This is a genomic window from Sporosarcina sp. USHLN248 (assembly GCF_037144575.1).
GTDB lineage: Bacteria > Bacillota > Bacilli > Bacillales_A > Planococcaceae > Sporosarcina > Sporosarcina contaminans.
Genome location: NZ_JBBCZC010000035.1, coordinates 12,384 through 38,570 on the forward strand (window position 1 = coordinate 12,384; position 26,187 = coordinate 38,570).

At 40.3% G+C, this 26,187-nt stretch carries 23 protein-coding genes, 1 pseudogene, 1 CRISPR repeat array and 1 riboswitch; of the genes and pseudogenes, 11 read left to right on the forward strand and 13 right to left on the reverse strand.

Annotated elements, in window-relative coordinates; translation table 11 throughout:
- Window position 1: 1 nt before the first annotated feature.
- Both WFH04_RS13670 and WFH04_RS13675 read right to left on the reverse strand, forming a co-directional pair.
- Complete coding sequence (locus tag WFH04_RS13670) at window positions 2-1,258, reverse strand: Zn-dependent hydrolase (RefSeq protein ID WP_336824613.1); 1,257 nt, start codon at window positions 1,256-1,258, stop codon at window positions 2-4.
- On the reverse strand, window positions 1,259-2,581 hold the full coding sequence (locus WFH04_RS13675) for a hypothetical protein (RefSeq protein WP_336824614.1): 1,323 nt from the start codon (window positions 2,579-2,581) through the stop codon (window positions 1,259-1,261).
- A gap of 441 nt (window positions 2,582-3,022) precedes the next feature.
- Between WFH04_RS13675 and cas3 the strand changes: the two genes are divergently transcribed.
- From cas3 to cas2, 6 genes are all read left to right on the forward strand, one after another.
- On the forward strand, window positions 3,023-5,413 hold the full coding sequence (cas3, locus tag WFH04_RS13680; protein WP_336824615.1) for a CRISPR-associated helicase Cas3': 2,391 nt from the start codon (window positions 3,023-3,025) through the stop codon (window positions 5,411-5,413).
- Between the two features lie 439 nt (window positions 5,414-5,852).
- Window positions 5,853-6,563 (forward strand): type I-C CRISPR-associated protein Cas5c, encoded by a 711-nt coding sequence (gene cas5c, locus WFH04_RS13685; RefSeq protein WP_336824616.1) that lies wholly within the window; start codon window positions 5,853-5,855, stop codon window positions 6,561-6,563.
- 4 nt (window positions 6,564-6,567) lie between these two features.
- Complete coding sequence (gene cas8c, locus WFH04_RS13690) at window positions 6,568-8,466, forward strand: type I-C CRISPR-associated protein Cas8c/Csd1 (RefSeq protein WP_336824617.1); 1,899 nt, start codon at window positions 6,568-6,570, stop codon at window positions 8,464-8,466.
- Entirely contained in the window at window positions 8,467-9,318 is an 852-nt protein-coding gene (gene cas7c / locus WFH04_RS13695) for a type I-C CRISPR-associated protein Cas7/Csd2 (RefSeq protein WP_336824618.1), read from the forward strand. It abuts the gene before it with no gap.
- Window positions 9,319-9,745: 427 nt separating this feature from the next.
- Complete coding sequence (gene cas1 / locus WFH04_RS13700) at window positions 9,746-10,501, forward strand: CRISPR-associated endonuclease Cas1 (RefSeq protein WP_336824619.1); 756 nt, start codon at window positions 9,746-9,748, stop codon at window positions 10,499-10,501.
- Between the two features lie 10 nt (window positions 10,502-10,511).
- Entirely contained in the window at window positions 10,512-10,802 is a 291-nt protein-coding gene (gene cas2, locus WFH04_RS13705) for a CRISPR-associated endonuclease Cas2 (RefSeq protein WP_336824620.1), read from the forward strand.
- Between the two features lie 158 nt (window positions 10,803-10,960).
- Window positions 10,961-12,318: direct repeats of the CRISPR family, unit length 32 nt; unit sequence GTCGCTCTCTATATGAGAGCGTGGATTGAAAT.
- Between the two features lie 266 nt (window positions 12,319-12,584).
- Here the strand turns inward: cas2 and WFH04_RS13710 are convergent.
- The 8 genes from WFH04_RS13710 to WFH04_RS13745 all read right to left on the reverse strand — a co-directional run bounded on the left by WFH04_RS13710 (window position 12,585) and on the right by WFH04_RS13745 (window position 19,727).
- Window positions 12,585-13,586 (reverse strand): anti-sigma factor, encoded by a 1,002-nt coding sequence (locus WFH04_RS13710; RefSeq protein WP_336824621.1) that lies wholly within the window; start codon window positions 13,584-13,586, stop codon window positions 12,585-12,587.
- Complete coding sequence (locus tag WFH04_RS13715) at window positions 13,570-13,755, reverse strand: sigma factor-like helix-turn-helix DNA-binding protein (RefSeq protein ID WP_336824636.1); 186 nt, start codon at window positions 13,753-13,755, stop codon at window positions 13,570-13,572. The genes WFH04_RS13710 and WFH04_RS13715 overlap by 17 nt, the downstream gene beginning before the upstream one ends.
- A 192-nt stretch (window positions 13,756-13,947) precedes the next feature.
- The gene (locus tag WFH04_RS13720; RefSeq protein ID WP_336824622.1) at window positions 13,948-14,100 is read right to left on the reverse strand and encodes an RNA polymerase sigma factor; all 153 of its coding nucleotides are present in this window, start codon (window positions 14,098-14,100) and stop codon (window positions 13,948-13,950) included.
- A gap of 290 nt (window positions 14,101-14,390) precedes the next feature.
- Window positions 14,391-14,933, reverse strand: a complete 543-nt coding sequence (locus WFH04_RS13725) for a cob(I)yrinic acid a,c-diamide adenosyltransferase (RefSeq protein ID WP_336824623.1) — start codon at window positions 14,931-14,933, stop codon at window positions 14,391-14,393.
- A complete protein-coding gene (locus tag WFH04_RS13730; protein ID WP_336824624.1) occupies window positions 14,920-16,317 on the reverse strand; it encodes a cobyrinic acid a,c-diamide synthase CobB in 1,398 nt (465 codons plus the stop codon). Before WFH04_RS13730 ends, WFH04_RS13725 begins: the two co-directional genes overlap by 14 nt.
- A gap of 14 nt (window positions 16,318-16,331) precedes the next feature.
- Window positions 16,332-17,702 (reverse strand): ABC transporter ATP-binding protein, encoded by a 1,371-nt coding sequence (locus tag WFH04_RS13735; RefSeq protein WP_336824625.1) that lies wholly within the window; start codon window positions 17,700-17,702, stop codon window positions 16,332-16,334.
- Window positions 17,699-18,769, reverse strand: a complete 1,071-nt coding sequence (locus WFH04_RS13740) for a FecCD family ABC transporter permease (protein WP_336824626.1) — start codon at window positions 18,767-18,769, stop codon at window positions 17,699-17,701. Before WFH04_RS13740 ends, WFH04_RS13735 begins: the two co-directional genes overlap by 4 nt.
- Complete coding sequence (locus tag WFH04_RS13745; RefSeq protein WP_486377087.1) at window positions 18,732-19,727, reverse strand: ABC transporter substrate-binding protein; 996 nt, start codon at window positions 19,725-19,727, stop codon at window positions 18,732-18,734. Before WFH04_RS13745 ends, WFH04_RS13740 begins: the two co-directional genes overlap by 38 nt.
- Window positions 19,728-19,877: 150 nt before the next feature.
- Window positions 19,878-20,079, reverse strand: a riboswitch (cobalamin riboswitch).
- Between the two features lie 240 nt (window positions 20,080-20,319).
- On the opposite strand from WFH04_RS13745, the gene WFH04_RS13750 reads away from it, so the two are divergent.
- Window positions 20,320-22,002 carry a DUF2207 domain-containing protein gene (locus tag WFH04_RS13750; protein ID WP_336824627.1) on the forward strand — a complete coding sequence of 561 codons (1,683 nt, stop codon included), beginning with the start codon at window positions 20,320-20,322 and terminating at the stop codon, window positions 22,000-22,002.
- A gap of 67 nt (window positions 22,003-22,069) precedes the next feature.
- The gene (locus WFH04_RS13755) at window positions 22,070-22,666 is read left to right on the forward strand and encodes a class I SAM-dependent methyltransferase (protein WP_336824628.1); all 597 of its coding nucleotides are present in this window, start codon (window positions 22,070-22,072) and stop codon (window positions 22,664-22,666) included.
- 3 nt (window positions 22,667-22,669) lie between these two features.
- Here the strand turns inward: WFH04_RS13755 and WFH04_RS13760 are convergent, their stop codons facing one another.
- A complete protein-coding gene (locus tag WFH04_RS13760) occupies window positions 22,670-23,113 on the reverse strand; it encodes an NUDIX hydrolase (RefSeq protein WP_336824629.1) in 444 nt (147 codons plus the stop codon).
- Window positions 23,114-23,126: 13 nt separating this feature from the next.
- Window positions 23,127-23,462 (reverse strand): CHY zinc finger protein, encoded by a 336-nt coding sequence (locus WFH04_RS13765; RefSeq protein WP_336824638.1) that lies wholly within the window; start codon window positions 23,460-23,462, stop codon window positions 23,127-23,129.
- A 55-nt stretch (window positions 23,463-23,517) separates the two neighbouring features.
- On the opposite strand from WFH04_RS13765, the gene WFH04_RS13770 reads away from it, so the two are divergent.
- Window positions 23,518-23,799 (forward strand): hypothetical protein, encoded by a 282-nt coding sequence (locus tag WFH04_RS13770; protein WP_336824630.1) that lies wholly within the window; start codon window positions 23,518-23,520, stop codon window positions 23,797-23,799.
- A gap of 1 nt (window position 23,800) precedes the next feature.
- On the opposite strand, the gene WFH04_RS13775 is transcribed toward WFH04_RS13770, so the two are convergent.
- Complete coding sequence (locus WFH04_RS13775) at window positions 23,801-24,508, reverse strand: hypothetical protein (protein ID WP_336824631.1); 708 nt, start codon at window positions 24,506-24,508, stop codon at window positions 23,801-23,803.
- A gap of 94 nt (window positions 24,509-24,602) precedes the next feature.
- Between WFH04_RS13775 and WFH04_RS13780 the strand changes: the two genes are divergently transcribed.
- Together WFH04_RS13780 and WFH04_RS13785 are read left to right on the forward strand one after the other, a co-directional pair.
- Window positions 24,603-25,871 (forward strand): acetyl-CoA hydrolase/transferase family protein, encoded by a 1,269-nt coding sequence (locus WFH04_RS13780; protein ID WP_336824632.1) that lies wholly within the window; start codon window positions 24,603-24,605, stop codon window positions 25,869-25,871.
- 151 nt (window positions 25,872-26,022) lie between these two features.
- A pseudogene (locus WFH04_RS13785) lies at window positions 26,023-26,187 on the forward strand (ISL3 family transposase); the annotation flags it as partial.

Sequence of the window (26,187 nt, forward strand, 5' to 3'; positions counted from 1 at the left end):
GTTAAGAAGTAATGGTCGCTGCTTTTTCAAGAAAAGCGGCAATCAAGGTTGCTCCTTTTAATAAATCATGACAATCGGCATATTCCGATGGATGGTGACTAATTCCTTCACGGCAAGGGATGAACAATAATCCACTTGGCCAGCGCTTAGCCATATTCATGACATCGTGGCCTGCTCCGCTATCTACTATCATTGATGAAAGTCCCAATTCCTTGCATAGATTTGTGAATGTCGTTTGAATTGCTTGATCCAGTTGAATCGGTTCATCATCAACGATTGTTTTTAGATGCATGGTGACGGATCTCTCAGCTTCTACTTTTTCAATAAACTTTTTTACAGCGCTTACAATTTCTTTTTTTAGTTTTGCACTTGTACTGCGAATATCAATGCCAACGATAACTTCCTCAGGAATCATATTCATAGCGTTTGGACTTGCTTTTATTGTGCTAACTGTCGCCATGAGGGGAGTTGTTTGGCGTTCGTTTATTTCAAGTGCAATTTTTTCAATGTAACTTATTAATTGTGCGATGGGAACGAGCGCATCTTGTCGTTCATTCATAGGGGTGGTGCCTGTATGGTTTGTCATGCCATTGCAAGTGATGAACAGCCTAGTTGGCTGGGCAATTGCACGGACAATGCCGATCTCTTTTTGTGCTTTTTCGAGCCGGCTTCCTTGCTCAATATGTAATTCGATGAATTGTTCTAATGAATGTGTTGATAACTCAGCTTCCTCAATATTCCGCCAATTCAAGCCGCAATTATTGACAGCTTCTTCTACCGAAATGCCATTTGCATCTTGGATAGAAGCAACATGATCTTTTTCTAATAACCCGCAAATTGCCTTGCTGCCGATCGTTGAAATACCGAATCTAGCGGATTCCTCACATGCAAAAACAACGATGGCAATATTTTTTGTAGGCTTGAATCGTCTTTCTTTAAGCAGTTTTACAGCGGCTAATGCCGCGACTACTCCAGCAACGCCGTCGTAGCCGCCTCCATTATAGACAGTATCTAAATGTGAGCCTGTAGCAATTGTTCCTAAGTGGTCATCCACCTGCCATACAGCCCATTGATTGCCCGCTACATCTTGATAGGTATGCAATCCAAGGCTTTGGGCAATTAAGCGGAATTGCCTCTGTGCTGCTTGTTCTTCTTTCGTGTAGCCTAGTCGGGTAAATCCTTTTGTTTGCTCCATACTTTCCACTAAATTCAGTTGCAGTAAGGCTTTATTAATCCACTGAAGAAGTTCGTTTTCCATTTAACTCTCCTTTCCGAAAAAAAGGTCGTTGTCCGTAAAACGATAAACATTACTCGGTCTACCCCTCGGTGCAGCCTGGGTCTTATCATGTATTTCGATAATCGCATCCTGTTGTAATTCTGATAGGATCCGACGGGCATTACGTTTTGTGCTATTGAACCATTGAGCGACGTCCTCGGCTGTGAAATGCGGTTTATTATATTTGCGGGAATACAATGCTATGCGCAACACATCACGGGTATTGGCGTTTTTCAGCTCATACCTTTCTTGCAGTGCACTAGTGATCGCTTCGGTGTTCAGCGTATGCTCTTCATTTTGTACTTTTTGCGTTATATCATCTTTCGTTTGAACAATGAGCAAGGAAGGATCCCCGCCCATTTTTAACTGATTGAGTCCATGGCGCGCATGCTGTTCGGCAGCTAAAACAGTTTGTCCGTAGCCGATTGCGAAACCAATTTCTAATTGGTTATGTATCCGAAAGGACGCCATGTTGTTCATTAAGGAAGACTCGATATCTGTATCAATTTCGCCTTTAGTCGTGTAAATGTAGTAAAGCCCATCTGCCACTTCCACGAATGAACCATTCAATCTTTCCGTTAACGTTAGCAAGCTCTTTTTTAAGTCTAAATCTTGGTGTTTCCATTTAAAGAGAGAAGCGTCAATATTCTCATTGGCATTGAGAGCTTGGCATGCGATAACGGCCATACGCAAGTTTTCATAATGCTTCACTTGGGCTCTTTCAATAAGCAGTTCGATCGATAGTTTAATTGAAAAGTAGGAAGGAGTAAGCCTGTAAACAGGGATTGCCTGACGTTTTAATCGATCATATACCCCTCTTGTTGCAGTGATTGCAACCTCCGTCTTTTTGCTCTCGTACAACACTTGATGAATATGTGCAATTTGTTCAGGCTCTTTATCAATCGAAAAAGGAATCGTTTCAAAATGAAGATGATCCATGTCATAAAAAGAAAGGACTTTTTGAATCTCCTCAGCCGTTATATGGTCAATGCTGAACGATTGAAATATCCGTTGTTCCTTTTGCTGAATTTCTAAAAGTTTTCCAAAGAAGCTCGAACCATGCAGCAGAGGAAAGCTTGCCTGTTCTGGCTGTACCAAGCGATGTTTTAATGCGTATGTATGATTCATTACTCCCGAAAACAACCACTGGTCTACAAGCAACTGTCCTTGTTTTATTAAATTTGGCAACTCCTTTACATCCTCATAAATAAAAGGTAGGCACCGCGCACTTGGAAACTCTTCCGCCACTTTTAAAATCTTATCCACAGATTCAGATGGGCCAACTACTCCGATTGTGACAAACAATTCATCTCCTCCTTCACGAAAATGAAATAACAAATATCGATATAAGGAAGATTTCCTTTAAGTTTCCCTATACATTACTATAAAGAATTTTAAAAGTCTACAATATTTTTAAAATTCTTTTTTGTGGTTTGGTGGTTTAAAGCTTAAGGTGATTTATAAATGAAAAGTCTTGGAATTAATAGCGACTTTTAAATCATCACTATTCTTATTTCCCATTCCCTGACTACGTTAATAGAAGGTTATCACCAATTAGTAAATTGGTTCGACTGAGGAATATTTAGTAGGATAGTGTAAAAGTATCTATATTCAAAAATAGAAACGATCGTAAAAACACTAAAAATAGGGTTTTTATGTTTGTTTTTATGCGGAATAAATAATGTAGAGGGTTTTGTAGACGTTAGTCGAAAGACATAGTAATAGTGTCATGGAGGAGGGGTTGGATTGGAATATATTGCGCATATACGAGAAAGTGATGGGGAAGTTCAGACTGTTGAAACACATTTAAGAGAAGTACAAGAATTGGCAGAGCGATTTGGAGAAAAAATTGGAGCCAAACATTTGGCTGGGCTTGCGGGCTTACTACATGATATGGGGAAACTTACAGAGCAATTTAGAAATTATATTATTGAGGCTGTAAATAACCCTAATAACCCACCTGCAAGAGGAACAGTTGATCATTCTACAGCAGGGGGGAAGTATTTGTATCAATACTTTCATCAAGTTGAAAATGCAACACCTTTGGAAAAAGTAGCTGTCGAATGGGTAGCGATGAGTATCCTTTCGCATCATAGCGGACTAAGAGATTTTATATCCGATAAACTCTCTTCGCCATTTTTGGAGCGAGTCATTTATAAGGATATAAAAGAGTTTGACCTTGCTGTTACTGCCTTTTTAGAGAGTTATATATCTATAAGCGAATATTTTAATGAAGCAGTGAGGGAAATTAATGATTTGCTTCAAAAAAGAAAAAAAGAAGGATTGCAAGCAATATCGCTTTCTTTACTAATTAAATTTATTTTTAGTTGTTTAATAGATGCCGATCGGACAAATACCATGATGTTTGAAGAAAATCGTTTAGAAGAAGTTCCATTTGATAGTCATCAATTTTTTAAAGAAAGCTATGAAATATTTATGGATAACATCAATTTGCTTAAGCAAAATGCAGATTTGAACCTTCCAATTAACATATTACGAAGTAGCATGTCGGAGCAATGCGAAACTATTGCATATAAGCCTTCAGGAATTTATACACTGTCTATTCCAACGGGTGGAGGAAAGACACTATCAAGCATTAGATACGCACTTCGCCATGCCATAGAGTATAGGAAAGACAGAATTATTTACATCGTCCCGTATACAACAATAATTGAGCAAAACGCCGAAGAGGTTAGGAAGTATATAAGAAATGAGGACGCAGTATTAGAGCATCATTCAAATATTCTTGAAGAAGAGAAGTTCGATAGTGAGGAAGAGGCAGAGAAATATCATGTGAAACAAAAGAAACAGAAACTATTAAGAGATAATTGGGGAGATAGTCCAATTGTATTTACGACTATGGTACAGTTTTTAAATGTTTTTTACTCAGGAGGAACACGAAATATAAGAAGGCTCCATAATTTAGCCAATTCTATATTGGTATTTGATGAAGTGCAATCAGTTCCTATTAAATGTGTCTCATTATTCAACGAGGCACTTAACTTCCTTAAAAGTTATTGCAATACTAGTATCATTTTGTGTACTGCAACGCAGCCAGCATTAGATTTTGTTGAGAATAAATTAAAAATTCCCCACGATGCTGAAATCATAAAGAACATAAATGAGGTTAGCAAACATTTTAAAAGAGTTAACATTATTGATAAAACCGATGAACATGGATTGCAAGCAAATGAATTAAGAGACTTTGTTTTGAAGGAAATGGAATCTGTAGATAGTTTGTTAGTTATTCTAAATACAAAAACGGCAGTGAAGAAATTATATGAAGAAATTCGTGACAGTAATATTGACTTTGAGCTATATCATCTGAGTACGAATATGTGTCCTGCACATAGAAAGGTTAAATTTGAGGATTTGAAGAACCGCTTAAAGTCGGGGAAGAGGCTTGTTTGTGTAAGCTCCCAATTAATCGAAGCTGGTGTTGATATCAGCTTTCAGTGCGTAATCAGATCTTTGGCAGGGTTAGATTCCATTGCACAGGCGGCAGGACGTTGTAACCGCCATGGGGAGGACGACATCAGAATTGTGTACATTATCAAGTCGGCCGATGAAGTTGTCTCAAATCTGAAAGATATAAAAATAGGTGGCGAGCAGACGGCAAGGGTTCTATATGAATTCAAAAGAGATCCGTCAAGATACGGTAATGATTTATTATCACCTGAAGCGATGAAGCTTTATTTTAGTTATTATTATACTGCTATTTCAAATGAATTAAATTATCCGATTGCTAAAATTGGACAAAATGGATTTGATTTAATAAACCTAAATCAAAACTATTTCCAGGCATACAAAAGCAAACACTCAAAAAAGTTGGAAATTTTCAGCAGGCAAGCCTTTGCAACTATGGAGAAGCATTTTAAGGTGATAGACAGTCCTACAACGTCAGTACTTGTCCCGTACAATAAGGAAGCAAAGGAAATCATCGCAGAGCTAAATGGAGAAATGGATTTGCGCGACATGAATTATCTGCTTAGAAAGGCACAACAGTATGTTGTTAATATATACAAGCCTGAGATGGATCGATTGGAGATTGATGGATATATTGATTATTTACTGCACGGGGAGATTTATGCCTTAAAAGAAACAGCCTACTCAGTAGAGTGGGGGATAGGACTATAGGGAGGGAAGTTGCTGAGCAAGATAGTGTAATCAACAAACCCATCTTGGAAATAGATGGGTTTTCAAACTATAAATTATAATTTTCAATCCACGCCTAAGGCGACTTGGAAAGTATAACACAAAAAGAACAAGGATAAAAGAGGAATATTTAAAATATTGAATTGATTATTATCGGAATTATGTATATAATTAAATTGTACAAACTATAAATTATAAGAAGATAAAAGAGGTGAATTGGTCATTTGAAATGTATATCTTGTGGTAACATAAACTTTTTAAAGTCAATAGCAAATTTAGAAAAGAAGAATCTGGTTCTTCGGAAACAAATTAAATTCTTAAAAAGGAAAATTGACAGTTTTCAAAGTAGTATTGATCTAAAGTGAGGGGGATTATTCCCCCATCTCTATAAAATATAAGTTAACAAATTGGAGGTGTTTTTTTGCGTAACCAAATTGAATTCGAAGTATCTGGAAACTATGCACTTTTCACGGATCCGTTGACAAAAATCGGTGGAGAGAAAATGTCGTATCAAATTCCGACCTATCAAAGCTTGAAAGGCATTGTCGAGTCAATTTACTGGAAGCCGACGATTATGTGGATCATTGATGAAGTTCGAATTATGAATCCAATACAAACAGAATCCAAAGGCATTCGGCCGATTGAGTACAATGGTGGGAATACGTTGGCATATTATACGTATTTACGAGATGTCCGCTATCAAGTTCGCGCACATTTCATCTTTAATCCACATAGAGAAGACTTGGCATTCGATCGAAACGAACATAAACATCATAATATCGCTAAACGTGCAGTCAATGCGGGAGGTAGAAGAGATATCTTTTTAGGAGCCAGAGAATGTCAAGGATATGTAGAGGCTTGTAATTTCGGGGAAGGAGAAGGGGCCTATGATGAGATTGATGAACTTTCCTTCGGCGCCATGGTACATGGTATCAACTACCCTGACGAAACAGGCAGAAATATGTTGGAAACCCGATTATGGACTGCTGTTATGAAAAATGGTGTAATTCGATTCATTCGGCCTGATGAATGTACAATTGTCCGTCCCCTAAGGGAAATGTCAGTAAAAGAATTTAACCAAATTCAATCTGTTGATGTCTTGAATGAAGAAATTGGTTTAGAAAAGGGGTGAGAACGTGTCTTGGTTACGAAGCCTTTATCAGACGTATGAAAATAATACCAAGGAAATCGGTGTGTTTCAAACCGGAAGATATAATAAAGAGCAAGTGTTGTTACCCGTTGCACATACGACACAACAAGTACAAATTGAAGTGGCGTTGGATATGGATGGGAATTTCATGTCTGCTAAAGTGGTAGATAAAACGGATGCAAGTACAATTATTCCATGTACTGAAGCATCCTCCAGTAGGACAAGCGCTCCGGTGCCACATCCTTTGGTCGACAAGCTGATGTATGTCGCGGGGGATTACGTGAAATACGGTGGAGCAGTTAAAAAGACAGATCCCCACAAAGAGTATTTGGGTCAGCTAAGAAGCTGGTGTAATTCTCAATTTTCCCATCCGAAAGTTGAAAGCGTATACAATTATTTAAGCAAAGGGCATCTAGTGCAAGATTTAATTAAGCATAAGATCATTTATGTAGATGAAAATAAGAAATTCATCGAGAAGTGGAATAAAACATTAGATGAAGCCTATGGGCTGAGACCCGAAATTTACAAAGTGGTTGCGTCAAATCAAAGTGATGCCTTCGTCCGCTTTATAGTACACAAACCCGGAGAGGCGGAGTCAAGAATTTGGAGGGACAAAACAGTTCATGATTCATTCATACATTACTATGAGAGCACTTTGCAATCGATAGATACATGTTATGTAACAGGTGAAATGCTACCTTCCACAGAACGGCATGCTTCGAAAATCCGCCATGCTGCCGATATGGCAAAATTAATCTCAGCAAACGATTCCAGCGGATTCACCTATCGTGGAAGGTTTAAACAGAGTAAAGAAGCAGCGTCCATAAGCTACGAAGTATCGCAAAAGGCGCATAATGCTTTGAAATGGTTAATTGGAAAACAAGGCTTTTCGATTGATGGCAAGGTATTCGTTGTTTGGGGAACAGATAATTATGAAATACCAGACCCAATTGCAGATACACATGAAATTGATCCGCTTTACACTGAAGACGAATTGTCCACAGTCGGCGACCTGGCTCATCAGGAATATGCAAATCATGTAAGGAGAGCATTTGCTGGTTATGTTCAAGATCTTGATTATAAAGCAAATGTCATTATCATGATTGTTGAGGCGGCTACTCCCGGACGAATGGCAGTTGTCTATTATCGGGATATGAATAAAGAAGTCTTTTTAAAACGACTAAACCAATGGCATGATTCATGCTACTGGCTGCATACTTACAAAAAAAGTGATGGGAAATTCATTCGCTTTATGGGGGCACCTGCTACTAAAGACATTGCCTTCGCAGCGTATGGTCTGAATGCGAGCGAAAAGATAGTTAAAGAGTTAATTGAGCGAATGCTTCCTTCCATAATTGATGGTAGAAATATTCCATTGGACATTGTGCGTAGTGCAACCATCAGGGCTTCGAATCCTATTGGAATGGATCGGTGGGAGTGGGAAAAGACATTGAGTATTGCTTGTGCACTAGTACGAAAAACATTTGAAAAGGAGGAGTTGACAGTGGGCTTAGATGTGAATTATGACAACAGAGATTATCTATTCGGAAGACTACTAGCGATTGCGGATGTGTTGGAGAGAAATGTCCTTGATAAAGAGGAGAAACGTGCAACAAATGCAATTCGTTACATGAATGCGTTTGCTCGACATCCTCAAAGAACGTGGGGAATCATTCAATCTAATATTCAACCTTATCAAGCAAGTAGACAAGGTCAGCGTTTACGAAACCTTAATAAGCTAATAGACGAAGTAGGCTCTATGATTAAGCCTGAGGACTTTACGGACAAACCATTGAGTGGTTTGTACTTATTAGGTTTTTACAGTCAAAGACATGAATTATATAAAAGTAAAAAAGAAAAAGACGTGGAAAAGGGAGAGATGTAGATGTCTACTTTAGATCATAAAATAGATTTTGCCGTTGTTTTGACTGTGCGGAACGCGAATCCAAATGGGGATCCGCTAAATGGTAACCGTCCTCGACAAAATTATGACGGGTATGGCGAAATATCGGATGTTTGCATCAAGAGAAAGATTCGTAACAGATTGCAAGACATGGGGGAATCGATACTCGTCCAATCCGATGAGCGACGAAACGACAGCTTTAGAAGTATAAAAGATCGTGTAGATAGTATTGAGGAATTGCAAAAATACTCCAAAGGAAAAAATAAAGATAACATTATGTACGAAAAAATTGCTTGTGATACTTGGATTGATGTTCGTAGTTTTGGACAAGTTTTTGCTTTTAGTGGCGAGGAAGTGTCTATTGGGGTAAGGGGACCTGTTTCGATTCATACAGCAATTAGTATTAATCCGATTGATATTATATCAACCCAGATTACCAAAAGTGTAAATTCAATAACGAACAAAAAAAATCCAGATCAAAAAACATCAGATACAATGGGAATGAAACATCGTGTAGACTTTGGGGAGTATGTAATATACGGAAGCATCAATCCACAATTAGCTGAGAAAACAGGTTTTACAAATGAGGATGCAGAAAAGATCAAAAAGTCGCTACTTAGCTTGTTTGAAAATGATTCATCTTCTGCAAGACCTGATGGCAGCATGGAAGTGAATAAAGTATATTGGTGGAAACACAACTCTAAATTAGGCCAATATTCTTCTGCGAAAGTACACAGATCAATTGGTGAAAAATTAAAAATGGAAGGATACAGTGATTCCTTAGTGCCTGAGAAGTTAGATGGTCTGAATGTTGAAATATATGATGGTTTATAAGGAAGATGATTAGACGACAATGGATTTTTAAACTATATAGAACCAATGTTGTCAGCCTTGCACACAACCGCAAATAATACATCGCACTCTACATAAGTGTCGGGATGAATTTCAATCGTTGCAGGTCATAGTACAGTTTCTTTAATGTCGCCTATATAAATATATGGATTGAAGTAGAACTCTACACTAACTTTCGGAAAATGTAATTAGAGTTGACTAATTTTTAATGCGCGAACCTGAAGTGGACATGAAATCTCTAAGAGGTTCGCGCAATTAATTTGTGTGGAAAGGAAACAAATGTTAATTAAAGCGGAATATCTTTTTACTTCCATTACAAAGTATAGTGAAATTGAATGCTCAACATATCGCAGTCGCTCTCTATGTGAGAGCGTGGATTTAAATCTTACACTCACTTAGCCTACTTGGCTTGAGATTTACGGGAAAAGGTGATAAAGAAGAGAGTTCAAGAATAGCAAGGCATATGATTGTCGGTAAGATTTTCAATTGTGAACAAATATTAAAGAGAACAGTAAGAGATCATGCGTTACGCGTTGATACGAATAAGGTTATGAAAGCTATTGATCGATTGAAAGTTTCAAGATCCGAAGCGGGAATTTGCACAAGTTTGGATGCGTTAAGAGGCATAGAAGGAAATGCTGCAAGTGTATATTATAGTGCATTCGAGGAATGCATTCTTAATCAAAAAGAGGTTTTTTATTTTAATAACCGTAATAGAAGACCACCGCTTGACCCCGTAAATGCGATGCTTTCATTTTCCTACTCCCTTCTTGCATCCGAAACTGCCGCTTCGCTTGAGGGGGTAGGGCTGGATTCATATGTGGGTTTTTTACATCGGGATCGACCAGGTCGTACGTCACTGGCGCTTGATGTAATGGAAGAATTAAGGCCAATTGTTGCTGATCGGTTTGTTCTGAAAATGATAAATAGGCAGCAAATAACGAAGAAGGATTTTATTGTAAAGGAAAATAAGGCGGTTATTTTAACAGAAGATGCACGTAAAAACTTTTTGCAGTTGTGGCAAAAAGAAAAACCAGAAACAATTACACACCCGTTTCTGAAAGAAAAAATACAATGGGGGCTTATTCCACACGTCCAAGCATTGTTATTAGCTCGTTATCTTCGCGGCGATTTGGATGCCTATCCTCCAATCTTGATAAGGTAGGTGTTTTAGTTTGCTTGTACTTGTCACATACGATGTACAGACACAAACGGAAAATGGAAAAAAGCGATTAAGAAAGGTTGCAAAGAAATGTGAAGAATACGGAGTTCGAGTGCAGAACTCCGTATTTGAATGTATAGTTGACTCTACTCAATTACGACAGTTGGAAATAGCATTGGAGAAAATTATTGATCCAAATGTTGATAGTTTACGCTATTACCGAATAGGTAAAAAATATGATACAAAAGTAAGGCATGTTGGTGCAAAACCTGCAATTAAAGTTGAAGACCCTCTTATTTTCTAATGCGCGAACCCTAAGTGAACATGAAATCCCTAGGAGGTTCGCGCAAAGAAATTGTTCAAAAAGGAAAGAAACGGAAAAAGTATGTTGAAAAATAAAAAGCTTTTTCATATTCACTACAATATATAGTGAATATGAAGTAGAATTTTCATTATGTTGCGGTCGCTCTCTATATGAGAGCGTGGATTGAAATGCCATATTTAAAGTCCTCCTTGTGGTCGGCCAGTCGTCGCTCTCTATATGAGAGCATGGATTGAAATATCTTTATAAAATCCATAAGGTGCTTGCGCCATCGTCGCTCTCTATATGAGAGCGTGGATTGAAATAGGAACACTTACATTTGCACCTTCGCAATTTGGTGTCGCTCTCTATATGAGAGCGTGGATTGAAATGAAGAATTAGTCTTTGAACGCTCTCGTTATGTCGTCGCTCTCTATATGAGAGCGTGGATTGAAATCAATGGTGACACCTATGGAGAGCGTACACTTAAGTCGCTCTCTATATGAGAGCGTGGATTGAAATTTGTGTCGCCTCGTGTTGCGAAGCGAACAGGGAAATGGTCGCTCTCTATATGAGAGCGTGGATTGAAATTCCATTCAACGTAATCAGGAATATAAAACGTCGGTGTCGCTCTCTATATGAGAGCGTGGATTGAAATCAATGTCCAACGCAACTAACGCATTAACCAACGTAGTCGCTCTCTATATGAGAGCGTGGATTGAAATTCGTGTAACTAAGGACGTGCTGAACGACGAGAAGGTCGCTCTCTATATGAGAGCGTGGATTGAAATCCCGACGCCGGGTGCTGTTAATAAGCCGATACTTGTCGCTCTCTATATGAGAGCGTGGATTGAAATGGAAATCAGCACGGAAGTACAGGCGCACATGGCGGTCGCTCTCTATATGAGAGCGTGGATTGAAATTGGACGAACATCAACATTACACCGAAAAAGTTTGAGTCGCTCTCTATATGAGAGCGTGGATTGAAATCAAACGATGTATCTCCGCTTACTGTGGTCTTAAGTCGCTCTCTATATGAGAGCGTGGATTGAAATAATTCGTGCTGTTAAAGAAATAGATAAAAAGATAAAGAGTCGCTCTCTATATGAGAGCGTGGATTGAAATTCCATTCAACGTAATCAGGAATATAAAACGTCGGTGTCGCTCTCTATATGAGAGCGTGGATTGAAATATCTACTCCGTACAATTCTAATTTCTCGATGGCTTGTCGCTCTCTATATGAGAGCGTGGATTGAAATTGCAATTGAAGCTGGCAAGAAAATGAAATCAGTGTCGCTCTCTATATGAGAGCGTGGATTGAAATTGAAAAGTTGTCCTATTTTTGGTAATTTTAATTGTCGCTCTCTATATGAGAGCGTGGATTGAAATAAAAGAAGTTTTCGGACCAAACAAGGGATGAATTGTCGCTCTCTATATGAGAGCGTGGATTGAAATGGCAACATCAAGGAAATGCAGTTTGTGGACATGTCGCTCTCTATATGAGAGCGTGGATTGAAATAAATGTGATTTGAGGAAAGGTAATTGAAATGGCGTTGTTACGTGTGCGATATGCATGGTTTGAACTGTTTTATTCAGATGGATACCTGTTTTGGGGTCACTTCATTATCGTTTATGGAAATTGGAACGGAAAAATGGAGGCTGCAAAACCCGCAGATAAGTTTTGTGACAAGTACTACAACTACATGGCTAAAAGAGCGCGTAACGTAGTTCATCTCCTAAATATAGGAAATACCTTTACATACGCGCACATTTACATGGAATCGCTCAATTCTTTGATTGCCAGTTCCACAATTCCACTTCACCTAATTGTTCGCCTTGAATAAATGATACGTCCTGCAGTTTTAACAGTTCTTTTACGGGTCCTGTGACAACATCTCCATATACAGTAAATCCGTTTTCCTGTAAATACTGATATTTTTGCTCTAAATGGCTTAATCCCAAAAATTGCTCATAATAACTCGATGACTTGTTTAAAAGGTCTTCTATGTTTTTTAGCATTAATTGTTCACTTTCAATAAGAGATTCCTTATCCAATCGAAGGATTCGCATTGACCCCTGAAAATTCTCACTGTAATCATTTCCTCCGGTTAGCCCAAAGGGAGGAACTATGAGTGATTTATCGCCGCCACTACTCCAGCCATAAGGTTCATATTCTACAAACTCGCCTGTATATAAAGGCATCCATAATACATGTAAATCGTATTTTTCCAAAGCGTCAATAAGTTGGTTGGATTCCATAAATCGATTTGTAGAAAAAGCCAATTCTCCAACTGTTCCTTCAGGAAGCATAGATAATGTTTCCCATACATTCGGCCAAGTATTGCCTTCCAATTGTTTATCTGTACGAGGATCTACAGGCAGTGAAAAAGAAAATTCTTTCACTTGCTTTAGCCCGGGATGTGTCAATTGAATAGTTGATCGACCAATAAGACGTTTTGCTACCATCGCTTGGCCAATGACTTTGTCGTAATTCCCTACTTTTTTAATCAAATTATATGATAATTTCTTCGTTCCAAATAACGTCATCTCTTCATCTGTAAAATTAAGGTCTCCTCTTACATTTGGTATAGTCCAATCGATTGATAGCTTAGAGTAATAGGCATTTTCATCCGCTATATGTAGTTTATCTGCAGCAAAGTTTATTGAAAGTATGTATCCGCTATAAATCAAAAACAGTAACAATAATATACGGAGAATCCGAAATGTTAATGTGAAACGGGATTTCTTGAGTATCCGTTTCTCCAAATCGCTATTCCATTCTGTCATACTGCCATCCCTCCTTGTCGGCAATGGTTGCTAATCGCTTCCTTGCCCGATGAAGTGTTATTTTCACTTGGTCAACCGTCAGCTGCAATGCTTCAGATATTTCCTTATAGCTAAATTCCTCGTACTCTCGTAAATAATGGAGCGATAATGCTCGGGTAAGTATTTTAATAGCTCTTCAAGTTGTTCGTTCCGTTCCTCTGTCAAGATGGATTCCTCTGGAAGCCCGTACGGACTAATCATTTCTTTTTTTACTGAAAAGGCCGATAGGAAGAGGATTGACTGTCTTTTCTGTTGTTTGCGCCACTCATCCAAATATGCATTGCGCGCAACTTTAAATAACCAAGCACGGGCTTCTTCTTCCTCATAAGTGCAAATGAATAGTCACACGGACGAATGTTTCTTGTGTTAGGTCCTCCGCAAGCTGCTTCGAACCGCATAACTTTAGCAAGTAAAAATAAAGGGACCTAGCATATCGCTTATACAAATTTCCTAATTGCTGTCGTTTACTTTGCATTTGGCCCCCCTCTTTACTCGTCTCGTTATTAACACGTTTATATAGGTGAAATGTTACAGTTATTGTGAAAAATATTAATCTATGTTGGTTTTGGGAGCCTTTTAAGAAGAGTAGCTGATTGGAAACAATGAACTCCGTTCATTCATAACAATACGCAACCTTTATTGGAACATCAAATAGGTATAAAAATATCCCTGTATAAGCCGATTGAATCGTTCGCTCTCTAATCGATGTTACACATAACAGAAAAAAGAGGCGTTCGTTACATATGAACAGCCTCTTTTAATCGTTTAAAATTCAAGTCCTTTCACCGCATCCACGCCTTCTTCGTAATAATGCTTTTCAGGTTCGATAACGGAGACGAGGTCGGCGAGCTCCTGTACTTCGGGAAGGGCGTTTCGGCCAGTGATCACGAGGTGGACATGTTCAGGTTTGTTGCGGATCATGTCCAACACTTCCTCTTTTGGAAGGACGTCATCGATCGGGAATTTATCGATCGATAGGGCATTGTTCAATTCATCAAGGATGACGACGTCGTATTCTCCGCTCATAACGGCATCTCTTGCGATTGGCCACGCTTTTTTCAGCGCCTCCCGATGTTCTTCAGGCGTTTTTGTCCAAGTGAAGCCGATGCCTAATTGGACCATTTCTACGCCTATTTTTTTCAGAGCGATCTGTTCGCCATAAGTTCGTTCAGGAGATTTAATAAATTGATAAATTTTCGCTTTCATGCCTCGACCCGTGCTGCGCAAGGCGATGCCCAACGCTGCAGTTGTTTTCCCTTTTCCATTACCTGTATAAACGAGTGTTAGTCCTTTTTTATCTTTCCCCATGATGTACCTCCATTTGTGTATTTTGATAAGTTGTGCACGCTTTTATCCATCTTTCGACCATATGCAAGCAAGTTGCAAAGTGGAATTGGACGAATCCTGCAACAAGGTTTTCAGTAGTGTAGCCATCTAATTTCGTGCCGCGCATTCCTTTCGTTGCATAGGCATATTGCTGTACGTCCGATTCGAAAGTGGAATAGTGGTATTCATGTCCTTTTGCTTGTCCTTCAGCAGGGAGCAGGAAATTTTCTTTACAGCCTTTTATATCTCGATAGCCAATTGCTTTTAACGATGAATGCATTGTTACTTTTCCTGGAATAGCTCCAGTCATCTCCACTGTTTCACCGTTCGTCAACGTGATGGATTGCGTTAAGAAACTAAAGCCTCCACCTTCCGCAAATGTTGGCATGCCGCTCATAATTGCTTCTAAGACCGACTGTTTCGCTCGCTCGCTATTGCTTACTGCGAGCACAAATTCTTCCGGCAAACTCCCACCGATGTATAATCCGCTGCAATTTGGTGGGACTGGCTCATCTGCCATTATGGAGAACGGCACGAGTTCAGCACCGCAGGATTTCAGCAGTTCGAAGTTCTCTTCATAATAGGAGCTGAAGGCTATATCTTTTGCGACAGCGATTTGAACAACAGGAACTTCCGAACGGGAAAAGAGCGATTCTTTTCCATGAAAGGAAAGAGGCTCTACTGTTGAAATTTCAAGTAGTTTATCAAGATCAACAGTATTTGAAACCAATTCCCCGAGTCGCTCGAAAAATTGGTCAAGCTCGCCTCGTTCAATTGAAGGAATTAACCCAAGGCTGCGCTCAGGAATTTCTATTTCATTCTCCCGCTTCAAATACCCGATAACCGGAATGCCGCATTCCTGCTCGATGGCGGTTTTCACAATGTTGAAATGGCCTTCACTTCCAACTTTATTGGCAATTACGCCTACAATGTCGGGTTTGGATGACAATGTTTGAAACCCTTTCACGATAGCTGCCGCGCTTCTTGCCATGCTAGCGCAATCCACGACTAACAACACCGGGCTTTTCGTAATAACGCTAATATCTGCTGTGCTTCCAATATCATTTTTCGGGTCTTTCCCATCGAAAAAGCCCATAACACCTTCCATAATTGAAATATCCGCACCGCGGCTCGCATGTGTGAATACATCCAATACCGTTTCCCGTCCTAACATATAGCTGTCCACGTTACGGGAAATCCGACCTGTTACTGCCGTATGATAGGAAGGGTCAATATAGTCTGGACCGCATTTGAATCCTTGCACAGTCAATCCCTTTTTCATCAGGGCAGCCATTATTCCGATGGTTAAAGTCGTTTTTCCAACGCCGCTGTTCGTACCTGCAATTACGAGTCTTCGTTTCGCCATACAACATCCCTCCTTTATTTTCCTACTTTCTGTAGCAGCGTTTCGGTCATTTCGGATAAGATAAGTTGTCCGATCTGTCCGCGGGAAATCGACTCGATCGCTTCACCCGGAAGACTGTGTTGTAGGTTTGCAGCGATGACGAGGCTATCCTGCCTGTCCGTTTCCAACGGAATTCCGGCTCGCTGGAACGCTGCCGCTTTCGCTTCTGTCGCTGCCATGTAAAAATCGAACAATGTCCGATCATCTAATGGTGCATCGATGAACAGAAGAAGGTGGACCGCTTCATCGAATGCTGTAATAAGTAAAATGTCCACGCCATTTAATTGCCGTTCCATAATGAAAGCGTCATTCAGATTTCCGGAGCATATCACGATAGATGCCTGTTCAGGTGGAATGCCATACTTTTCCAACATGGTTTTCAGCTGTTCACGGCTTGTATGGGCAGATGGTTGATTCATAAGGCAAAAGTGTTTAAACCACTGGATGCCACTGCCGATTGCAGCATTGGAAATAGTCCGCAAAGGCTCTGTAAAATGGACGATCAGATGGTCCTCCTTGCGATCTACAAAGAAACTTTCAATAAGGGCAACTGAGGCATCCGTTTCCTCGAACATAGGCGTCATGAGCAGCTGAGGCTTGGCAACAACTGGATGTGCCTGTGTTTTAACATCAACCTCATACACCTTCTTCAGCTGATTTTCCTTTCGCAAGATGTTCACATCTCCCACTTCAAGGAAGTTGCCTTTATGGAGTAGGGCAACTCGGTCTGCATAGAGCGAAGCGACATTCAAATCATGCAGGATGGCGAAAATGGTTAAATCTTTTGATCGCTGCCATTTCTTCAGCATAGTAAGTATTTGGAACGTATGCTTAATATCCAAATGGTTGGTTGGTTCATCCAATAAAAGAACTTCGGGTTGTTGCGCTAGCGCTTTTGCCAACAAAACCCTTTGTTTTTCTCCCCCGCTTAATGTTCTGAACTGAAAACTTCTGAATTGCTCAATGCGTGTCATGTGCATAACGTCCTCGATGACTTGCTTATCTTCCGGAGATAGTCGCTTGAAGAGACCGGTCTGATGGGGATATCGCCCAAGGCTTACGATTTCTTCGACAGTGAAATCAAATGTTACTTGGCTTTCTTGGGCAAGCACAGCCACTTTCCGTGCCTTCTCTAACTTTGTTAGTTGCGACATCGGTTTCCCGTCAATCAAAATGGAGCCGGATGTGATCGGCAGTTGACCGGTAATCAATTTGAAAATTGTCGATTTACCGCTACCGTTCGGTCCTAATAGAGCGAAGAATTCCCCTTTACGGATTTCGAATTGGAGATCACGGATAATTGGCTTTTTCCCATAACCGCCTGTTAGATGTTCGACTGTGATCATCGCTGTTCCCCTCTTCCAATTCGATCTCGGATTAATAGAAATGCAAATACAGGTGCTCCGATTAGAGCGGTAATAACACCGATCGGCAACTCTTTCGGAGCGATCACTGTCCGTGCAAGCAAATCAGCCAAGACAAGAAATGCACCGCCAAGAAGCATGGACAACGGGAGGACATTCCGGTGGTTCGGTCCAGTCATGAGCCGTACTAAGTGGGGGACAACTAATCCGACGAAACCGATCGATCCAGAAACGGCGACTGCCGATCCGGTAAGGAGAGATGCACCAATCAAAATGAGTATTTTACCCCGCTTCACATTGACCCCGATATGATCTGCAGCTTCTTCGCCAAGAGCTAAAGCGTTCAGTTCCCGATAATGGGCTAGTAGGATGATTGCTCCAATCACAAGGAAGGGGATGATCAGCTGCACATGGCTCCAACCACGCATGGCTACGCTTCCGTATAGCCAATAAATGATTTGCGCCATCGCATCTCGATCTCCTAATGCAATCATTAACGAAGTAAGTGCTCCTACGAAAGCGCCGACAATAATCCCGGCAAGGATGATCGTTTCGATCGCCAAGCTTCGACTGCTTAACCTAACTAGGCCGAAGACGATAAATAATGTGAAAAATCCGCTTAGAATAGCGACGATTGGCAATGTATAGCTGCCGAGCCCCCAAATTGTATATTGAAAAAATAGAACTGTTACGGCACCTAAGGCAGAACCTGATGAGACACCGATCGTGTAGGGGTCGGCTAAAGGATTTCTGAGAAGTCCTTGGAATGCGGCACCGGCAAGCGAAAGGGAAGCACCGACAAGGAAGGCCAATAATACGCGGGGAACACGGATGTTCCAAATAATTAGCTCCTCGTTTCTCGGAACCTCTGTCAGCCAACCAAGCCCAAATGTTTTATCTGTCACGACATGAAGAATAGTCGATATCGGAAACTTTACACTGCTGACGAATATGCCAAGAAGGGTTGCACAAAGTACAACCCCGATACTTGCGATATAAAGATAGGTAATTTTATTCCCCAAAAACTTCCGGATAAATAAGTTTCGCAAGCTGCTCGACTCCTTCAATTAGGCGTGGACCTGGACGTGTAACCGTATCACTATCAACGTCAAACACTTGTCCATTTTTTACAGCATTGACTTCCTGCCATCCATCACGGGCCAATACGCCATCTGCAGGATTCTCTACATAGTAGCCATATGTTGTAATGATGACGTCCGGATTAAGGGCCACAATTTCTTCTTCGGTCAATTTCACCCAACCCTCATGTGCTTCCGCGGCGTTTACAGCATGAATGGTTTGAAGCATTTCATGCATGAATGTATTCGTTCCAGTCGTAAAGATATCCGGTTCGGGTGAAACTTCAACCCAAACTTTTTTGGGATTTGTAATCTCTTTTGCTTTTTCTTCAATTGCAGCACGGCGATCTTTCATATCTTGAATAATTTCATCTGCTTTGTCTTCCGTGCCTGTAGCAGTTGCAAGCATTTTCATCGTGTTGTAGGCATCGTCGAATGAAGTGGCGCTGCCTGTAACGACAACTTTAATGCCCGCATCTTCATATTGTTTCAGGATGTTTTCATGGTTATCAAAATGATATTTTGTAGCAAACACGACATCCGGCAAAAGTGTCATGATTAACTCGGCATCCATATCTTGTCCGCCGACTTTCTGTACTTCCAGCGCTTCTTGAGGGTAGTTGCAGTAATCGGATACGCCGATGAGACGATCCCCTACACCAAGGGCGTATAAAATTTCTGTGTTGCTCGTCTGGATCGAGATGAGCGTTTCAGGTTCTTCCTCGATGGTCACTTCACGTCCAGCATCATCGGTAAATGTGACAGGGAAAAGTGCCTCATCTTTATTTGTCTCTTGAGTTTTATCCGTTTCAGTTAATTGACCTTCTTGGCCCGATTGCTTCGCAGGGTTTGCCGATTCTGATCCGCATCCAGCCAAAATGGCCATGGATAAGACAAAGATTAGGCTGAATAGTCCCCAACGTTTCATCATGTTTTGCAAAATTATAGTCCTCCTTTTGTTGGTGAACGTCAAAAAAGCGCTTTTCCTCGGGGGAAAGCGCATGAAAATAAGAACGGCTGTCATCAAATCCAAAAGGACGGCAAAACCGATATTTCAAGCATTCCTATATCCCGAGGAAGCCGATAATCGAAATAGGCAGGTCTCCTGACTTACGGTTCAACGGATGGTCCCTCCTTCCCACGCTATTAGCGCAGTGGATAAATGGGACGTTCCTCGACGATTACAGTGACGGGTTCGTGTTGGATTCTCACCAACTTCCCTCTTAGTCTCAAACAGTTTTATAGCAACGGTTTGAAAAACCTATTTCTACTATTCTTTTTTAACGTTTTAGCTCATGCCAAGTATATAGAAGTGAGAATGGTTTGTAAACTTTATATTGATATAGTATTAATGCGAATAATGTGTTTCTTCTTTAAACGCATCATGAAAACGTAATAAACCGATTTGGAGAAAGGCGGCCGAATAAGGTTTACTTATATACGATAGGATGGGCATTCTTCAAATATGAAACTTTCACTTTGCTTATTCCGTAAAATAAAAGTAAGAAGAGGTGAATGCAATGAGATGGAGTAATTTTATTTCGATATTGGCTTTCATAGTTCTTTTAGTAATTCCGGTTACAGCAAATGCTGTTGAATTCGAAATTTCCGATGTTCAAATTGATGTCTACCTAAAAGAAAATGGACATGTGGATGTCGTTGAAAAGCATACGTATGATTTTGATGGAAAATTTAATGGGATTTCCCGTGAGATTAGCCCGAAAAAAGGATCTTCCATTGATCGTTTTGAAGCCTATGAAAACGGTAAATTATTGAAGGTTGAAAAAAAGGGGCAGCTTTATAAAGTTTATCGATCAGGGAAAAATGAAACTGTACGCTTTGAGCTGCATTATCAAATTGGAAATGGTGTAGAGAAGTATGAAGATGGAGCGCAATTTTATTGGCCATTTTTTGATAAAAGAAATGAAACGGATTACGGTAAACTGAAAATATCTGTGCATCCACCCGCGAAAGCAATGGATGTAGATTATCTTGGGTATGACGCTGCTTATGGAAAGGGCGTCCTTGAAGCAGATGGAGTTGTCGTTTTTGACTTCGGTAAAGTTCCGGACAGTACGAACGGCGATATCCGAGTCATTTATGAGCCTTCTCTATTTTCAAGTATAAATGCAGAAAAGGGAACAATCCGTGATGCGTTGAAGGCGGATAAGGAGAAAATTGAAGAAGATCGGACTGCGTTTCTAACGGCGCAGAAAAGTATGGGGAAAGTCGGTAGCTACTCAATAATAGCTTTTGTTGCCTTTTTATTCGGACTGCTTGTGTACATGGTTATGAAGAGGAAAGATAATCGAGAAATGGTGCACTCGTTAATGGAGGACGGTTTCATTCCGAAAGAAACGTTATCAATGCCGGCGACGATTTATTATACTCACCCTTCTGGGCTTGGACCTGAGGTGATGTCTGCTTCGTTATTGGATTTAATTAGAAAAGGCTATGTGAAACAAGTAACAGACGAGTCTTTTGGACTTCTACATACATCTGGTGTCAATAATCATGAAGCAGCACTAATCGATTTATTGTTTAACGAAGTTGGAGATGGTGAACAATTTACGCTTGAGGATTTGAAGACGTATACGAAAAACGAAGAAAATCATGAATCGTATAGTAATACACTTCATACTTGGAAAACTGCAATTTTACAGGAAGTGAAAGATGCTCAACTATATGAAGAGAAAATTGGGTTACGCTGGTCAGCGGGTTTATTAAGCATTGCGCTTATTCCGGTCATTGTGCAGTTGGGACGCTATGAAGTATATCTCTCTATGGCAATTTTGATTGGACTAGCGCTCGTTGGGCTGTGTATTGCATTCTTTTACAAACCTCGAAATTTGAAAGGTTTACAAATAAAGGAAGAATGGAAACGATTTAGAAAACACTTTGAGCAAGTGAGCGCGGAAGAGTGGGAGAGGTTGCCTGTCGACGATAAATACCGAGCATATATTTATGGAATCGGTGTGAAAGATGGTAAGTTAGAAAAGCTATACAACGAATTTGAACGAGCCGAACAGCGTTCAGATCGTAAAAATGATCATTATTATGCTGCCTATAATCCTATGTTCATGACGCAAACATTTGCAACAGCCAATAACGATGCCTCTCCTTCTTCAAGTGGAAGTTCCACTTCGATTTCATCTGGAGGTGGTGGCGTCGGAGGCGGCGGTGGAGGATCTGGTGCGTTTTAACTTAATCTATAAGAGCGGTGCCGGGCATATGAAGTCCGGTCTATTCCGCTAGGTAGGAGAGTGCAAAATGGAAAGTAACGTTTTTGAACAAATGGCAAAAAAATACGATACAGAAGAAAGAATCGAGTTGTCTAAAGTGATCATCAAGGAAGTAAGATCGGAGCTGAGCGATCGTGCATCAAAATCTTTAATAGACTATGGGAGCGGCACTGGCCTAATTGGGCTTGAAGTTGCGGATTTGGTTGATTCTGTTTTATTGGTTGATTCATCAGAGCAAATGCTAGAGGTTGCGGATGCTAAAATATCCAATAAAGGAATTACGAATGCGAAAGTGCTTTCTTCCGATTTTACGATAGGGAATCCTGGGCTGAAGGCAGACATCGTTTTACTATCATTAGTTCTTCTTCATATACCGGAGACGAAGAAAATTTTACATGAACTATTCGAAGTATTGAACGATGGGGGCAAGCTAATCATTATTGATTTTGATAAAAACGATAAAATAAGCCACCCGAAAGTCCATAACGGCTTTTTGCATGATGAATTGGAGAAAGTGTTGGCTGAAGTTGGCTTTACTTCAATTGATATTAAAACATTCCATCATGGGAAAAATATTTTTATGAAGAAGGATGCATCGATGTTCATATGCACCTGTATGAAGTGATTCTTAACTCTTATAAAATATGCCTTTTAACAAATTGACAATGCCATTAGGATAAATGCTCTTTTGGCCTGAAAATAGATCTTCCTTATATATCCACTTTGCAGTCGTTACTTTAGTTTGTTCTTTTACTGCAAAGGTTGCATTCTCATAAAGTTTTTTATCTACAAGCTCCACTAAATAGATTTGAGTAATTTCATGTCCAATATTGCCCTCTATTGTAAATATATTTTCGAGACATGCTATATATCGAATAATACTGATTTCGGCACCTATTTCTTCGCGGAATTCTCTTATTAATGTCTCGTCGGACGTCTCGCCAAACTCAATCGTCCCACCGATCGGACGATAATAATAACCATTTCCTTGTGAGTGTTTCCCTATTTTCTCCTCTAAAAGGATATCGTCTTCTTTAATGATGATTCCTAAAGCGGTAGCTCGAGGATGCATGTAGTGACACCTCCTATTTTTCAAAATAAAGCTCCCAATGCAGCCCGCATCCCGGATTGAATTCCGCATGGCATGAAGGGCATTTGTACTGGGAGTTTTTATATTCTTCAATCGTCATTTCATGCTTGCATATACCGCACAAGACAGCTTTTTCATTAAACTGATCCTTTGGCCATACTTTATGAGTACCGCAACCAGATTCTTCATGGCATGAATAGCATGGAAAATACATTTTGCAGCAATGAAACTTTATTGCAATAATATCTACCTTTGAGTTGTAATGTTTACATCTAGTTTCTTCGTCTATAATGCTTCCCATCACTTGAAATTCTCTCATTTTCTCCCTCATACTTTCGTGTAATTTATACAAAAACGCACATCCTATTTGAAAAAGGACTGATGTTATGATTACTGAATTTCCCGTTGTCCATACAAATATTTGGGACGCATTTTGGGCTGTGCCTGTTGTATTGATAATTGTGCTATTGGCGAAATGGGTGTTTAAAGTGCCTTCAAGTTGGTTGTCTACCGTTGCGACCGTTACAGCTTTGTTGTTATCTGTTTTTGTAAGTCATCCTCATAATTTAGCGGCAGGAATTTTTATGGGATTCTTTTATGGCGGTGCGGCGATCGGCATTATTTATTCTGTAAAGCAAAGTTATTTGGCGTATCGCACAACGGAATAAATTACTTTAGCGGGCAAAATCCGCATTGCATTAACCCCGGTACGTCTTTTGACAGGCAGCATGTCGTCCGGACTGTCGTGTTCAGCAGTTCGGATGGTTCTTTGCCTTTCAAGTACGCTGCGAAACGGGAACGGGGGGCGATGCTTTCCCAAGTTCGATCGTCCTTCAGAATTTGAAGGTCTAATTGAGCTTCCTCTGACGTCCCCGGATTGTTCAATAAAACATGATATTGCCAAAGTAAAAAGCCGAAAATATTCTCCCATAATGTTATCGGGGAAACAGCAGCAGTTTTACGGATTTGTCGAATAACGCTGTCCGCCATACTTAAAATGCCGCGGATAACAGCAATCCGATCCTCTTCATCGACAGACTTCCAATCCCCCGTTTCGATAAACGTACTGACGGTGCGATTGCCGTACTCTTCCAATGCACCAAATTTCATCCGTTCCGCAGGTCCATCCCATATTTCATCATACATCGTAAGGTTTGTTAGCTGCATCGCAATCATCATGCCAAACCGCCGCATGAAAAACGATGCCGCAACTGTCAAATTAGGGCTTGAGCTGACAGCTTGAACGAGAAGAAGACAATCCCTATTTTTCTCGTCATGTAAAAGCTCTTCAAGTGAAAATAAGGGACGTTGCGGGTTTTCCAAATAGATACTATAATTATTCAATTGCTGAATTTGATCATTCGTTAATTTTGTCATATTTTTATTATACGTATGTTCACACTTTTCAACAAGTTGAGCGAGCGCTCAGTCTATAATATACTGAATAAAAAGAAATAGGGAAGTGTGACGAATGACGAAGCTTTTGCACCCACTTCAATTCATCGATTTGCTTGATAAAGGCTCGGATATTATCATTCCACTTTCAAATGGGGAACCTCATGGGATATTGGATTTGCTTGAAGCCCATTATGAGAAGTTGGATAACGTTAAAGTGCACCAAATGTTGACGCTGCATGAACGTGATTATATAAATGGAAAAATGAAAGGGCATCTCTCTCATATTTCTTATTTTCTGAGCGGGGCAACGAGGAAAGCTTATTGGGAAGGTCATGTTGAATTAATTCCTAATCGATTTCAGGAAATGTATCAATTGCTAAGGAAGACGGTGAAGAAACCGATTGTGATGGCTGTTGCATCGCCAATGGACGAGCACGGTTATTTTTCACTTGGTACACAGGCTGATTATGCGGCTGAATTTATCGGGAAGGTTCCTTTCGTATTGGAAGTGAATCGCTATATGCCGCGAACTTTCGGAAAAAATCAAATTCATATTAGTCAAATTGCTGGATTTATTGAAAATGACTTGCCGTTGACGGAAGAAAAATCGCCAGTCATTACGGAAAAGGATTTGAAAATTGCTGAATATGTCTCTGAAGATATCCAAGATGGAGATACGTTGCAAATCGGCATCGGCGCAATACCAAATGCAGTTATGAGGCAGCTGAAAAATCGGCGTCATCTTGGGGTGCATACGGAAATGCTGACAGACGGCATTGTTGACCTTGTTGAAGCTGGCGCAGTAGATGGCATGCGAAAGGGAACACATCAAGGCAAGATCGTCACCACTTTCGCTTTCGGCACTCAGAGGCTTTATGATTTCATTCATAATAATCCATCTGTAGAGTTCCTCCCTGTAAGTGTCGTCAATGACCCTTATGAAGTTGCAAAAGAAAAGAATATGGTTTCCATCAATGCTACGACGGAAGTTGATTTGTACGGGCAATGTGCATCAGAGACGGTTGCGGGCAAATATTTTTCCTCAACCGGTGGACAAGCGGATTTTGCGCGCGGCGTGAGGCTTGCGGAGAATGGTAAAGGGTATATATGCATGCATTCAACAGTGAAGGGCGATGCGATTTCACGTATTAAGTTGAATTTGTCCATAGATTCTGTCGTCACTACTTCGAAAAATGACGTCGACAATGTTGTAACGGAGTACGGTATTGCTCGGCTTCACGGAAAATCGGTGTCTGAGCGGGCAAAAGCTTTAATTGGCATAGCACATCCAAAATTTAGAGAAGAACTGAAGCATGAAGCGAAGGAATTTGGTTTGATCTAAAGGGAGCGGAGATCGCTCTCTTTTTTTGGGTTCTATAATATTTGTTGGGGTATTCACACAAATATTATAGAACCCCAAAAAAGCACGTAATCACCATTTCTTTTATACTTGAATTGTCGAGAAACAAGTAAACGAAAGGTGATACGTGCACATGAATTCTATCATGAATATTCCTGGATTAAAAGGTGTAAACATTGAAAAGGTTGAGGAGGTTGGGGAGCGGACCGCACTTTACGTTTCGCTTCCGAGGCAGCCTCACAAATGCCCTAAGTGTGGGGCAATGACAACGAAGATCCATGACTACCGCATTCAGAAG